This is a genomic window from Rhizobacter sp. P5_A1 (assembly GCF_056400745.1).
Window position 1 is genome coordinate 1 of record NZ_JBFUKR010000038.1, and the last position, 13,644, is coordinate 13,644.

14 protein-coding genes are annotated in these 13,644 nt (G+C 68.1%); 8 read left to right on the forward strand and 6 right to left on the reverse strand.

Features of this window, described 5'->3' with window-relative positions:
• Window positions 1-987: hypothetical protein (locus AC1DTW_RS25615; protein ID WP_477984389.1), on the forward strand; the 987-nt coding region annotated here is incomplete at its 5' end.
• A gap of 16 nt (window positions 988-1,003) precedes the next feature.
• Here the strand turns inward: AC1DTW_RS25615 and AC1DTW_RS25620 are convergent.
• From AC1DTW_RS25620 to AC1DTW_RS25645, 6 genes are all read right to left on the reverse strand, one after another.
• Window positions 1,004-2,785, reverse strand: coding sequence for an ATP-binding protein (locus tag AC1DTW_RS25620; RefSeq protein WP_477984391.1), 1,782 nt, complete (start codon window positions 2,783-2,785; stop codon window positions 1,004-1,006).
• A gap of 8 nt (window positions 2,786-2,793) precedes the next feature.
• Window positions 2,794-3,456, reverse strand: coding sequence for a heme NO-binding domain-containing protein (locus AC1DTW_RS25625; protein WP_477984393.1), 663 nt, complete (start codon window positions 3,454-3,456; stop codon window positions 2,794-2,796).
• A 3-nt stretch (window positions 3,457-3,459) separates the two neighbouring features.
• Complete coding sequence (locus AC1DTW_RS25630; RefSeq protein WP_477984395.1) at window positions 3,460-3,870, reverse strand: response regulator; 411 nt, start codon at window positions 3,868-3,870, stop codon at window positions 3,460-3,462.
• A 92-nt stretch (window positions 3,871-3,962) separates the two neighbouring features.
• Window positions 3,963-4,595 (reverse strand): response regulator, encoded by a 633-nt coding sequence (locus tag AC1DTW_RS25635; protein ID WP_477984397.1) that lies wholly within the window; start codon window positions 4,593-4,595, stop codon window positions 3,963-3,965.
• The gene (locus AC1DTW_RS25640; protein ID WP_477984399.1) at window positions 4,573-6,717 is read right to left on the reverse strand and encodes a sensor histidine kinase; all 2,145 of its coding nucleotides are present in this window, start codon (window positions 6,715-6,717) and stop codon (window positions 4,573-4,575) included. Before AC1DTW_RS25640 ends, AC1DTW_RS25635 begins: the two co-directional genes overlap by 23 nt.
• A 216-nt stretch (window positions 6,718-6,933) precedes the next feature.
• Window positions 6,934-7,377 (reverse strand): helix-turn-helix domain-containing protein, encoded by a 444-nt coding sequence (locus AC1DTW_RS25645; protein WP_477984401.1) that lies wholly within the window; start codon window positions 7,375-7,377, stop codon window positions 6,934-6,936.
• 112 nt (window positions 7,378-7,489) lie between these two features.
• Here AC1DTW_RS25645 and AC1DTW_RS25650 point away from each other — a divergent pair, with 112 nt between their 5' ends.
• The 7 genes from AC1DTW_RS25650 (at window position 7,490) to greB (ending at window position 13,610) form a co-directional block, all read left to right on the forward strand.
• Window positions 7,490-7,927 carry an HU family DNA-binding protein gene (locus AC1DTW_RS25650; protein ID WP_477984403.1) on the forward strand — a complete coding sequence of 146 codons (438 nt, stop codon included), beginning with the start codon at window positions 7,490-7,492 and terminating at the stop codon, window positions 7,925-7,927.
• A gap of 389 nt (window positions 7,928-8,316) precedes the next feature.
• Window positions 8,317-10,803 (forward strand): ATP-dependent DNA helicase, encoded by a 2,487-nt coding sequence (locus AC1DTW_RS25655; RefSeq protein WP_477984405.1) that lies wholly within the window; start codon window positions 8,317-8,319, stop codon window positions 10,801-10,803.
• Window positions 10,787-10,954 (forward strand): hypothetical protein, encoded by a 168-nt coding sequence (locus AC1DTW_RS25660; protein ID WP_477984407.1) that lies wholly within the window; start codon window positions 10,787-10,789, stop codon window positions 10,952-10,954. The genes AC1DTW_RS25655 and AC1DTW_RS25660 overlap by 17 nt, the downstream gene beginning before the upstream one ends.
• Window positions 10,955-11,024: 70 nt before the next feature.
• Window positions 11,025-12,197, forward strand: coding sequence for a GGDEF domain-containing protein (locus AC1DTW_RS25665; protein ID WP_477984409.1), 1,173 nt, complete (start codon window positions 11,025-11,027; stop codon window positions 12,195-12,197).
• Window positions 12,198-12,241: 44 nt separating this feature from the next.
• Window positions 12,242-12,661, forward strand: a complete 420-nt coding sequence (locus tag AC1DTW_RS25670; protein ID WP_477984411.1) for a DUF1810 domain-containing protein — start codon at window positions 12,242-12,244, stop codon at window positions 12,659-12,661.
• Window positions 12,662-12,744: 83 nt separating this feature from the next.
• The gene (locus tag AC1DTW_RS25675) at window positions 12,745-13,050 is read left to right on the forward strand and encodes an HU family DNA-binding protein (RefSeq protein WP_477984413.1); all 306 of its coding nucleotides are present in this window, start codon (window positions 12,745-12,747) and stop codon (window positions 13,048-13,050) included.
• Window positions 13,047-13,610 (forward strand): transcription elongation factor GreB, encoded by a 564-nt coding sequence (gene greB, locus AC1DTW_RS25680; protein WP_477984415.1) that lies wholly within the window; start codon window positions 13,047-13,049, stop codon window positions 13,608-13,610. The genes AC1DTW_RS25675 and greB overlap by 4 nt, the downstream gene beginning before the upstream one ends.
• The last annotated feature ends 34 nt before the right edge of the window (window positions 13,611-13,644 follow it).

Here is a 13,644-nt window from a genome sequence, read left to right on the forward strand (position 1 = left end):
GGCGGCGCACCGGCGGCGCCGCCGCCGCCGGACGGCGCACCGACGCCGGCGCCACCCGCCAACCCGGACGCCTTCGGCGACTTCAGTTCCGCGGCACTGGGCGTCGGCGCCGCGCTCAACGGTGCGGTCGCCTTCCCGGCTGACAACGCGTGGAACACCGACGTCTCCGCAGCCCCGGTCGACCCGAACTCCGATGCGCTGATCGCGAGCATCGGCCTGACGACCGGCCTGCACCCGGACTTCGGCGCGGGCCTGTACAACGGATCGCCGATCGGCATTCCGTACGTCGTGGTCGCCGGCACGCAGGCGCTCGTGACGATCGGCTGGACCGCCTACGGGGACGAAAGCGATCCCGGTCCGTACCCGGTGCCTTCGAATGCGCCGGTCGAAGGGGCGCCCGACACCAGCGGCGACCGGCACGTGATCGTGATCGATCGGGATCACGACCGTTTGTACGAACTGGCGCGCGCGTTCATCCATCCCGACGGCTCCTGGAACGCCGACTGCGGCGCCGTCTTTCACCTCGACAGCAACAACGTGCGGCCGACGGCGCAGGCCGGCTGGACCAGCGCCGATGCGGCCGGACTGCCGATCTTCCCCGGGCTGGCGCGCTACGAGGAGGCCGCGCTCGGGCCGGGTGGCATCCGGCACGCGCTGCGGTTCACGGCGCAACGAACGCGCCGCGCCTATGTGCCGCCGGCAACGCACTTCGCGTCGAGCAACACCAGCCTGAACCTGCCACCGATGGGCATGCGCGTGCGGCTCAGGTCGAGCTTCGCGATCCCGGCCGGCTTCAGCGCCGCGACCCGCGCGCTGCTGACCGCGATGAAGACCTACGGGATGATCGTGGCCGACAACGGCAGCAACTGGTACGTCAGCGGTGCGCCCGACGAGCGATGGGACAACGACGCGCTGGTGAGCGAACTGTCGCAGGTGCACGGCAGCCAGTTCGAAGTCGTGCGCATGGACGGGCTTGTCGCCGGCTAGGGCCTGTTAACAGGCCCTAGGAACGCGCTCGCTTCGCTGCCGACAATCGGTGGCGTGCTGCCGGGCCCCGGCTGAGCGCCCGTGGCGCCGACCCGTGGGCACGTCGTTTCAGGCTCGCGGTCTCGCTGCGAACCTTTGTTGCGATCGAGTGGGCCGGCAGCGCTGCCCGCGCGACCAGATACCTGGACAGGATCTGCTTCAGCGCACTCAGCTCGAACGGCTTGCCGAGGACCGCGTCGGCCCCGACTTCCGTGGCTCGCGCGTAGTCCACGCCCAGCATGCTGGCGGTCCAGATGACGATCGGAAGGCGCCCGCCTTCGCGCCGTTGCGCACGGATGGCGCGGCAGGCATCCAGCCCGTCCATGTCCGGCAGAAGCATGTCCAACATCGCGAGGTCGTAGTGCTTTCGCGCCGTCGCCGCGACGGCAGCGGCGCCGTTGTCGACCACGTCGACCGTGAGTCCGAGGGCGTTGAGATGCAACTTCGCCACCAGCTGATTGACAGGATCGTCCTCGCAGATCAGCAGGTGGCCGCTGAAGCTTTGCGACGCGTCCGCGCACCGGGTCGGCACCGGCGCGATCGCCGCGCCTTTTGGGAGGCACACCGTGAACCAGAAGGTGCTTCCCAGGCCGAATTCGCTGCGCACGCCGACCTCGCCGCCCATCAGGTTGGCGAGCTTCTTGCAGATGGCGAGGCCCAGCCCGGTGCCCTTGTACCTTCGCGTCATGGACGCATCGGCCTGGGTGAAAGGTTCGAACAAGGTTCGCTGCGCCGTCTCGGCGATCCCGATGCCGGCGTCCTCGACCTCGAGCCTGATCGTCGCGTGGGTGTCCGTTTCGTCGAGCAGGGCACAGCGCACGCTGACCCGGCCCGAGTGCGAGAACTTGATGGCATTGCCAAGGTAGTTGGTCAGTACCTGCCGGACGCGCGCCGGATCGCCCTTCAATTCGTCCGGCGTCTCGAACGCGATGTCGAGTTCGACATCGATTCCCTTTTCACGGGCCTGGTACTCCAGCAGCTCGACCACGTCGCTCACGGTTCGCCGCAGGCTGAAATCGATGCTCTCCAGATCGAGCTTGCCGGCCTCGACCTTGGAGAAGTCCAGGATGTCGTCGATGATGCCGAGCAGTGTCTTTCCGCTCTTCGCTGCGGTCGCTGCGCAGTGGCGCTGGTCCGGTGACAACCCGTCGGCGAGCAGGTAGTCGAGCATGCCCAGCACGCCGTTCAGCGGCGTCCTGATCTCATGGCTCATGACCGCGAGAAATTCGCTCTTCGTTCGATTGGCCTGCTCGGCAACCTCGGTCGCCAGCATCGCCACCTTCAGATTGTCCTTCTGCTCCTTCAGCCTTCGCGACAGTTCCTGCGCATCGGCCAGGGCCTTGTTCTTCGTCTGCAGCAGGAACAGCAGGTCGACGGCGGGGTCGTGCACCGCGAAGTCGTTGAGCGACAGCCCGGTCTGCTGCACGTCGGTCATGCCCGTTACCCAGGGCGAACCCAAAAAGAAAAGCTGCTGCCCCTGTGCGACGATTTCCCCGCGCAGCCGCAGTGGCCCCCCTCGATGCTGCAGCACGAGCAGTGAATTGTGGTGCTTCAGCAGCGCGTCGAAGTCCACGCGCGGCAGCACGGGGCGCTGGACGGAAAAATGGTCGCCAAGCGCCGCGCCCTCGGTCAGCCCCGGACAGAGCCGGCTCAGCACCGCGCCGGTTTGGAGCACGCGCAGCCGATCGTCCAGGACCATGTGAAACGGGAACGCTGCGGCGAACGCTTGCGCAGACAGGTTCAGTGCAGCGGCACACATGGCATGGCTCAGCGCGACGCGCCCGCTCCGACGTAGTCGATGCGAAACACGTCGTGGTCGTCGAGGCCGCGATGAGCCGTCTGGCGGACGTCGATGTCCTGCGAGAACCGGCGCCCCAGGCCCTTCAGCAATCCGATCACCATCGGCGCCAGTCCCGCGCGCTCGCTGCGGTAGTGCAGCAGCAAGCCCTGTCCGCGTTCGATGCGCTCGACCTGGAACGATGGCGGCCGAAGTGCGGGGAACGTCAACCCGACGTGGCTGTGCAGGTTGTCCAGGTTGAGGAGGAATTCCTCGAGGTTCGAGCCGAACATCGACAGCATCTGCCCGTAGCCTTCTTGCGCGGTGTAGAGCACCCAGTGCTCTCCGAAGGCCTCGAGGATTCGCGCCGCATCGAGATTCAGCACCTCGGTGGCAGCTCCGACGAGCTTGTACGTGACCTCGTCCGGATAGCTGTCCATCGAGACGAACATCTCCAGGTTGACGCCTGCGTCGTCCCGAATCTGCTTCCATGCGGCATCGCCGAATCCCCGCCTGACGAAGTCTTCGAGCGCCTGATTGACCAGACCGTACATGCCGTGTCTCCCCGAACCGTTGTGTTGATGGTCATGCTCACTATCGGCCTCGTCCTGCCGTGGGGCCAGTCGGCAGAGTGCCGAGGGCTGTCGGTGCATTGACTACAGGGGTCGTCCCATTTCGGCGAGTCGGCCGGCAAATTCAGGGACGATCTGCAGCAGCCTCTCGAGCTCCGTGCCCTTGTGCAGAAAGTGATCGGCGCCACAAGCGAAGGCCTCGGTGCGCATCGCGTGCTCGGAATGCGCCGTCAGGATGATCGCCAGACAGCGCGTCTTGCCCTCTTTCGCGCGAATCGCCTGCAGCACCTGGAACCCGTTGAGTTCGGGCATCTCGATGTCGAGCACCACGGCATCGGGCGAGGCGTCGTCGAACAGCCGCAGCGCCTCGGCCCCATCGCGGGCCGGGCCGACGATCGCGGCGCCGGCTTCGCGCAGCAGTGCGCTGACGAGGGCCGCCATCGCCGGCATGTCGTCGGCGACGAGAAACCGGGGCCGTGCGCGCTGACTTTCCATGCGCAGATCGTGCCACCGCGCACCCGCCGGGCCTGTGCGCAATTGCGCTGGCCGCTGTAGGCATTTTGCCGACGCGGCGGCGCGCGTCGCACTCAGTCGACGAGGCCGTTCTTCAGCGCGTAGCGGGCGATCTCCACGTGGCTGGTGAGGCTCGTTTTTTCTCGGATGCGGGCCAGATAGGTCGCCACTGTCTTCTCGCTCAGGCCCAGATCGAAGCCGATCTCCTTGATTGCCCGCCCGAGGGCGATGCGCCGGAAGATGTCGAGCTCGCGTGCCGACAAGTCATGGTGAGGCAAAGTGGGTTTGCGCGCCTGCAGCGTCTTCGCAATCGCGGCGGCCGTGTCTGCGTGCAGATAAGTGCCGCCGTCGGCAATGCGCTGCACGGCGCGCAGCAGATCGTCGACCGCGTGGTGTTTGTGGATCAGGCCGTTCGCGCCAGCCTTCATGGTCTCGATGACGTATTCGATTTCGTTGCTGGCCGTCAGGACAAGCACCGGTACGCTCGGGTTCACCCCGCGGATCAGGCCGAGCAATTCGAGGATGCTCGGGCCCGGCATCATCACGTCGAGCAGAATCAGATCCCACGCCTGTGACGGGAGCGCGGCCAGCGCGGCGTCACCGTCCCCCACGCCGACGACCTGCACCCCTTCGAAAGCGTCGCGCAGGAGCTCCTGGATTCCGTGGCGCGTCACGGCATGGTCGTCAGCGATCAGAACGTGCTGCATGCCTGCTCTCCGTGTCGGGTGGGCGAGGGATCGTCACGGTGGCGAGCGTGCCGCCGTCCGAGAGACGCTCCACGCAGAAGGTGCCGCCGATGGCTTCGGCGCGCTCGATCATGCCCAGCAGCCCCAGCGAGGATACGCGGCCCGTCATCTCGACCGGGATGCCGACCCCGTTGTCGCGCACCCGCATGACCCAGGCCGCGGCTTCGTCCGCCAGCGTGATGTGGAGCGAAGACGCATGGGCGTGGCGCGCGGCGTTCGTCAGCAACTCCTGCAGGATGCGAAACAGCGTCGTCGCGGCCACTCGATCCGGAGGCGCCGACGTGCCGGCCTCGACGACAGTGATGACCCCGCTCCGGTCTTCGAACCGGCGCGCTTCGTCGCGGATCGCGGCCGGCAAGCCGAGCGCATCCAGCACGCTGGGGCGCAGTTCGACCGCGATTCGCTGCACCGATGCGACGGTCTGATCGACCAGCGCTTCGGTCTCGGCGAGTTTGGCAAGCAGGTCTTCGGCCGCAGCCCCCGCCGTCAGCCTGCGGATCATCCAGCGTATGTCCATCTTCAGGCAGGTGAGCAACTGCCCGAGGCCATCGTGAACCTCGCGCGAGATGCGTGTGCACTCCTCCTCGCGCAGCGTTCGCAACCGGGACGTCAGATCGCGCAGCAGCCGTTCGCGGGTGGCCTGTTCGGCAACGAGTCTCTGCAATTCGGCGTCGCGGCGCTCAGCCACGGTGACGATCGCGTCGTCGGAGGACTCGACGATGGCTGCCAGTCGCTGGCGTGCCTCGTCCACGCGTCTGCGCTCGGTGACGTCGAAGAACGTCGCCAGGAAGTCGTTGCCGATGCCGATGCCGGAGATCACCATGGCACGCACGGCACCGCTCTTGCACGTGACGCGCGTTTCAGCCGGCTCCATGGGTGTGGTCGTCGCGCCGACACGCGCGACGGCAGCGTTCCAGGCGTCGATCGCCGAGGACCGGGCGGCCGGGTCGGGATAGGCGCGCGGCCACCAGTCGGACAACGTGGGCACGTCTTCCAGGCTGTAGCCAAAGACCTGCTCGAAGCGCGCGTTGAGATCCACGAACGTGCCGTCCCTGGCGATCAGTGCCTGCGGCAGCGGCCCTTCGTAGAAGAGGCGGCGAAAGCGCTGTTCGCTGGCGAGCGACGTGACTTCGGCCGCCTCACGCCTTTGCGCGGCTTCGTCGAGCAGGCGCCGCACGGTGGCGATTTCGGTGATGCCCGGCGCCTTGCTCCCGGGCGCCGATGGCTGCGCCAGCGATGTCACCGATCTTCCGAGTCGGCGACCGGCCAGCGTGCCGCCGACGACACCCGCCAGGGTCGCACCGAGGACGGCGAGCGCCAGCACCACAGCGGCTTCCAGCAGTGGTGCCCGATAGACGTCGCGCGGGATTTCGAGCGCGACGGACCACGGCGATGCCGCCGACTTCACGACAAAGCGCCCGCTGGCGTCGACGTCCGCGGCAGGGTCGAGGCCCGGCGGCGAGCGGCGGGCGATCGTCGCGCCGTTGCCGTCGAGCAGAGCGAGCGACCAAGCGGATGGCAACGCCATCGGGTCCATGTGCTTCTGGAACTGGTGGGCCTCGAAGACCGTGAGCAGCAGCGCGACGGTCTTCCCGTCGCGCAGTGCCGGCACGGCGACTGCAACCAGCGGCAGCGTCGCGAGCGGGCCCTCGAAGGTATCGCCGACCGCGGGTCTTCCGCTTTCCGCCGCGATCGGCGCAGCGGCGCGACCCTTCGGCCGCGGCAGCATCGGCAGCGGCGATCCGAACGGCACGCGCGTGTTGAACAGCATGTGCATCTGCAGGTCGGCAAGAATGACGTGGCTGCCGAAACTCCGGCGAAAGCCTTGAGCCTCCTGGTAGAGATCCTTCCAGCGCGAAGCATCGTCCACCAGCGGCGACTCGGCCAACATCTTCAGCGCGGCGATGCGCGCGTTCAAGTCCTGGTCGACCGCGGTCGCGAGGGTCTTCGCCAATTGGGTCGCTTCGAGCCGGCGCTCGTCATGCACTTGGCGGACGCGGTCAACGGCCAGATAGGCAGCCAGCAGCACCAGAGGCCCCACGCACAACCAGATCAGGCGAATGAGCAATGCATCGAGCGACATCCCCGGATGAGTGCGAGCCATGTCACGTCGACCGAAAAGACGGACGTTCATGGACGCCGGGGGTCTTCACGGGTCCCAGGTCCGGCACCTGGTGCGGATGGCCTCGCCCAGGCCATCCACCCCGCCGGTCGCAAGCGCTGCTCGATGTTTTGTCGGTCCTTGCGCCACATCTGCCTGCTTCCCGCGCGGAGCTGAAGCGCCGACCGACGCGCCCGCCTAAGCCGCCTGCAGCGAGGCGAGCCGCGCGGCTGCCTCCTTCTTGCCCAGGTGCCTGAGCGCCGCGATCGCCGACAGGTGCTTGGCCCGCGGGCGCACCGTGCCGGCCTCCCAGTTGTAGATCGACTGCCCCGAGGCGCCGACGAGCAGCCCGCAGTCCTCCGCCGAGAGCCCGAGGCGCTGGCGCTGCGAGGCCAGGCCCTTGGCACTGAAGCGCAGCGCCTGCGGCGACGACTCGTCGGCCGTCGCGGCCGGTGTGGCGCTCGCGCCGGCCTTGGCGAGGCGGCGCAGTTCCTGCTCCAGCGCCTGGGCACGTCGTTTCAGCGCGGCGATCTCGGCGCGGTACGTGCTGACCGCTTTCTTCAGGCTCGCGGTCTCGCTGCGAACCTCTTTGCGGGCGACGCGCGAAATCTCGTCTTTGAGGATGGAGGCAATGTTTGGCATGAACGTGATTGTGCCCGGGTCGCGAGCGTGCCGATTCCCCAACAACCCGCACCTAGAATCGCCCGGCCCGCAGATTTCGGGCGCATCTCAATTTCAGGACACACACGACCCCATGGCAACTGCAAAGAAGACGACGACCAAAGTTCCGGCCAAGAAGGCCGCGCCGGCGACCAAGGCGGCGAAGACCGCGAAGACCGCGGCCCCGGCGAAGAAGCCCGTCATGGCCGCGAGCCTGAAGCCGATCAAGAGCGCGTTCAACAAGACCAGCCTGATCAGCCACCTGGCCGAAACGGCCGCGGTCGAGATCAAGGCGGTGAAGGCGATCATCGCGTCGCTGGAGGCCACGATCCTGGCCTCGGTGCACAAGAAGGGCCTGGGCTCGTTCACGCTGCCGGGCCTGCTGAAGGTCAACGTCATCAACGTGCCGGCGAAGAAGAAGCGCACCGGCATCGACCCGTTCACGAAGGTGGAGCGCGTCTTCGCGGCCAAGCCCGCGACCGTGAAGATCAAGACGCGCGCGCTGAAGAAGCTGAAGGACGCCGCGCTCTGATCTGAGCCGAGCGAATCGCGAATCGCGCACCTTCGCGGGTGCCGGGCCGGCCGTGGCACGCAGTGCCGCCGCCGGCCTTTTCGTTGTCGAGAATGTCGTCGGGAACGTCGAGTGCCGGCCATCTGTCGTATCGAGGGCGTGAACTCGATCGCGCGCGAAAGGACCGGAAATGGACGAGCCGAGACACGACGAGGCGGGGTCATCGCCGCCGCGATCACCGCAAGACATCTATCGACGCGGCCGAGACCGAGCCGCCGACCCAGACCGAGCCCTGACCGCATCGGCGCAGCGCGTGAGCTGTGGTTATCCACAGTATCATCGCGCGATGCCGATGCGCCGCCACCCAGGGTTTGCAGGCTGTCCGAGTGGCGGCGGCGGCTGACTGTGCAGTGGCCGTTCGCGAACTCTGCGAGTTCGCGGCCAAGCAAGGTGACCTCGACCTGCGGTTCACGCCGTCGCCGACCGCCGAAGAAGGCATCGCCGGGCATCGAAAGGTCGCGGCGCGGCGTGGCGCGGCGCATCGCGCCGAGGTCGTGGTCAGCGGAAGGTACGAGGAGCTGCTGGTACGCGGCCGGGTCGACGGCTACGACCCCACCCGGCAACGGCTCGAAGAGGTCAAGACCTACAAGGGCGAGCTCGACCGACTGCCGGCGAACCACCGCGCGCTTCACTGGGCCCAGGCCAAGGTCTACGGCTGGCTGCTGTGCCAGCAGTTCGGTCTGAGTGCGTTGACCGTCGCGCTCGTGTACTTCGAGATCGGCTCGCAACGCGAGACGCCGCTGCAGCAGCACTGCAGCGCCGACGAGCTCCGGCAGGTGTTCGAGACGCTGTGCGCGCGCTTTCTCGTGTGGTCGCGCCGGCAGGCGGCGCATCGCGCCGCGCGCGATGCGAGCCTGCTGTCGCTGCAGTTCCCGCACGCGTCGTTTCGCGCCGGGCAACGCAGCCTGGCCGAGAACACGTTCCGGGCGGCGCGGCTCGGGCGTTGCCTGATGGCGCAGGCGCCTACCGGCATCGGCAAGACTGTCGGGACCCTGTTCCCGTTGCTGAAGGCCGCGCCATCGCAGAAGCTCGACAAGGTCTTCTTCCTCAGCGCGAAAGGGTCGGGGACGGCGATCGCGCTCGAAGGCATCGAGCGGCTCCGGCGCGATCAGCCGACCATGCCGTTGCGCACGCTCGAACTGGTCGCGCGCGACAAGGCCTGCGTGCATCCCGACAAGGCCTGCCACGGCGATTCGTGCCCGCTGGCGAAGGGCTTCTACGACAAGCTGGCCGATGCGCGTCGGGCGGCCGTCGCGGTCAATGGGCTCGTCGCAGACGCGCTGCGCGAGCTGGCGCTCGCACATGCGGTCTGCCCGTACCACCTGGGTCAGGAGCTCGCCCGCTGGGCCGACGTGATCGTCGGCGACTACAACCACTACTTCGATGCCGGCGCGCTGCTGCACGGCCTGACCGTCGCGAACCAGTGGCGCGTGGCGGTGCTGGTCGACGAGGCCCACAACCTCGTCGAGCGGGCCCGCGCGATGTACAGCGCCGAGCTGAGCCGGGAGTCGCTCGGCGCGCTCGCGCGATCGGTACCGCCGGCGCTGAAGGCGCCGCTGGGCAAGCTGAAGCGCGCGTGGGACGCGCTGACGAAACAGCAGCACGGGCCCTACCAGGTCCACGACGAACTGCCGCCGCGTTTCATCGCGTGCCTGCGCGAGTTCACCGGCGCGGCCGCCGACGTCCTGTCGGGCCCGGGCGGGCCCATCGCGGACGACCTGCTGCGCTTTCACTTCGAGGCGCTGCGCTTCTGCGGTCTGAGCGAGTCGTTCGGCGCACACTCGCTGTTCGATGCGCGCGCTGCGCCGGCCGACGTGGGCGCGGTGCCGTCGGCGCGGGCTTCGTCGACGCTGTGCATCCGCAACGTCGTCCCGGCCAGTTTTCTCGCGCCGCGCTTCGCCGCGGCGCGCACGGCGGTTCTGTTCTCGGCGACCTTGGCGCCACAACGCTTCTATGCCGACACACTCGGCTTGCCCGCCGACACGGCGTGGCTCGATGTCGACGCGCCGTTCGGCGCCGACCAGCTCTCGGTTCGCATCGTCGACGGCATCTCGACCCGTTACCACCGGCGCGCCGCGTCGCTGGTCCCGATCGCCGCACTGATCGCCGCACAGTACGCGGCCGCGCCCGGCAACTACCTCGCGTTCTTCAGCAGCTTCGACTACCTGCGCCAGGCGTTCGACGAGTTCGCGCGGCGCCATCCCGCGGTACCCACCTGGCAGCAGACGCGCGGCATGAGCGCCGCCGACCGCGAGGCCTTCCTGGCGCGCTTCGCGCGCGATGGCGCGGGGATCGGGTTTGCCGTGCTCGGCGGCGCGTTCGCGGAAGGCATCGACCTGCCGGGCACGCGCCTGATCGGCGCGTTCATCGCCACGCTCGGGCTGCCGCAGTTCAACCCGGTCAACGAGCAGATGAAGCGCAACATCGACCGTGCCTTCGGGTCGGGGTACGACTACACCTACCTCATCCCCGGGATCCGCAAGGTCGTGCAGGCCGCGGGCCGGGTCATCCGCACGCCGACCGACCGCGGCCACGTGATCCTGGTCGACGACCGATTCGGGCAACCCGAGGTGCTGCGCCTGCTGCCGCGCTGGTGGCGGATCGAGCGCGGCCCGGCGCGTGCCGTTCAAGTTCGCCGTGACCTGCCGATAACCATGGATGCAGCCGACATCGAACCCGAGACACGTGGCCGACCAGATGGTGATGGCAGACCGCATCCTGAGCGCGTTCGCGAACGGCGCGATGCCGATGCACCCGGTCGGCTACCACGAGCTCGCGAGCTGGGTGACGGCGTCGTTCCGCGCGTTGGAGTCCGGCGCGTTGCGGATCCTGCGTGAAGCCGCGCCGCCCGAATTGCGCGAAATCGTCGAGAACGTGCTACACGAGCGCCGCGTGATCTCGTGGGCGTTCGACGACAGCGTCGGGCTGAGTTCGCTCGCGGAGTCCGCGTCGCTGCTGCGTCGCTGTCGGCGCGGCGGGAACATGTAGAAGCGTGCCCGCGCTCGCCGCACAATCGCGACGAGCCCGACACCGCGGTTCGACCGCGATGGCCTGATCCATGCACATCGACATCCGCTCCCTGCTGCTCGCCATGACCATCGGCATGGTGACGATGGCCGTCGCGTTGCCGGCGGTGATGGGGCGGGTCGACGCGCCGGCCCGCCGGGCGCAGATCGGGGTCATGATGCAGGCCGCGGGCTGGGCGCTGCTGCTGGCCTCCGGCCTCGTCATGGCCGGTTCCTGGGCCGATCGTTCGCTCTCCACCCTGGCGATGGCCGGCATCTCCGGCGGGCTCGCGCTGAACGCGACCGCCTTCGACCTGTGGTGCGGCCGGGCCGCCCACGACCGCGCGCCGGCGCTCATCGCGATGCTGCTGACGACCGGCTACGGTGCAGGCTTCTCCGACTATCCGTTTCGCGTCGGCTGGGCCAACGGGCTGCTGACGCTGCAGATGGCCTTCGTCGCCTATGCGTTGTGGCGCGCGCCCGCGGTGGCGGTCGGGAGGTGGCGCTGGCTGCTCGTGCTGAGCCTGGGCGTGCAGATGGTCGTCACGGCGTGGCGCGGTGTGCTCGGCGCCTTCTTCACCGCGAGCTATCCAACCTTCCTGACACCGCATCCGGCGAACTACGCTTTCGCGATCGCCGGCAATGCGACGGCCGTTCTGTTCCTGGTCGCGATCCTGCTGGCGCACCGCGAGGAGGCGGCGCGCGAACTCGAGCGCCTCGCGACGCTGGACGGCCTCACCGGCGTGTTCAACCGACGCGCCTGGCTGATCCAGGCCGAGACCGAGATGGCGATGAGCGCGCGCTACGGGCACCCGGTCGCCGTGCTGATGATCGACCTCGATCACTTCAAGGACATCAACGACACGCGCGGGCACGAGATCGGCGACAACGCGCTGAAGTTCGTCGCCCGCGCGCTGCAGGCGGCGGTGCGGGTCGGCGACGTGGTCGGGCGCTACGGCGGCGAAGAGTTCTGCGTGCTGATGAACCATGCCGACGACGCCGCAGCGATCGCGTTCGATGCGCGCGTGCGCGAGTACCTCGCGGTCGCGGCGCCGGCAGAACTCGGCTTCGACCTCAGCTACAGCGCGGGCATCGCGATGCGCGGTTCGCCCGACGACACGCTCAAGGCGATGTTGCGGCGCGCCGACGCGACCCTGTACCGCGCCAAGGCGCAAGGCCGCGCGCGGACGCTAGATGCTCGCGGCTTGCGCGTGCAGGTGGAATAAGCTGCGGGTTCGGCCCCGGGCGGTCGGAACGTGGAGGGCAGGCCGTGAAGGATGACGACCTCGGCAGGTTCGTTGCGGCGCAGGGTCCTGTGTACGAGCAGGTGCGCGCCGAGCTCGCGGGCGGGAAGAAGCTCAGCCACTGGATGTGGTTTGTCTTTCCGCAACTGAGCGGCCTCGGCAGCAGCGCGATGGCGATGCGCTACGCGCTCGCGTCACGGGCCGAGGCAGCGGCCTATTGGCGCCATCCGTTGCTCGGGCCCCGGCTGCGGGAGTGCAGCGAACTGGTGCTGGCGATCCGCGACAAGTCGGCGTTCGAGATCTTCGGCCAGCCCGACGACATGAAGTTGCGATCCTGCATGACGCTGTTCGCGAACAGCGTCGAACGCGAGCCCTTGTTCCAGCAGGTGCTTGCGCGCTACTACGCCGGGCGGCAGGATGAGCGGACGCTGGCGCTCCTGACGTAGCGGCGGCGAACCACGGGGAATTTCAGGATTCACGGATGTATCCAAATGCGCGGCGTTAGCATGCAGCGCTTCAGGAGAATCTCATGCACAAGACCGACCTCATCGACGCAATTTCCAACAAGTCTGGCCTGCCGAAGGCCGATGCCGCGAAGGCTCTCGAAGCCACGCTGCAAGCCATCACCGAAACGCTGGTGGCGCGCGACTCCGTCACGCTCACCGGCTTCGGCGTCTTCAAGCCGAAGGAGCGCCCGCAGCGCGAGGGCCGCAACCCGCGCGACGGTTCGACGATGACGATCGCCGCATCCACCTCCGTCGGCTTCAGTGCCGGTGCGGGGCTGAAGAGTGCGATGAAGGCGGGCAACGGCGGAGGTGATTCAGACCAGACATGAGCAAGGCTTTCACGCGCGAACCCGATGCGGCCAGCGACGACGACGAAGACGATCTCGCGCTGCCGGCGCTGCCGGCCGGCACGAAGAACTACCTGACGCCGGCCGGCTATGCGCGGCTGCGCGCCGAGCTGCTGGAATTGCTGGATGTCGAGCGGCCGAAGATCGTCGAGATCGTTTCGTGGGCCGCCAAGAACGGCGATCGCTCGGAAAACGGCGACTACCTGTACGGCAAGAAGCGCCTGCGCGAGATCGACCGGCGCATCCGCTTCCTGACGAAGCGGCTCGACATCGCCGAGGTTGCCGACCCGTCGCTGCACCACGGCCACGATCAGGTCTTCTTCGGCGCGACCGTGACCTACGTGAACCAGCGCGATGAACGGCGCACCGTGACGATCAAGGGCATCGACGAGGTCGATAACCTGAAGGGCGAGATCAGCTGGATCTCGCCGATCGCCCGCGCGCTGCTGAAGGCGCGCGTCGGCGACGAAGTGCAGCTGATGACGCCAGGCGGTATCGAGCACATCGAAGTGATCGCCGTCAGCTATCCGGCACCGCGCTGAGCCGCGATGCTTGTTCGGGCTGGCGCAACCCGCC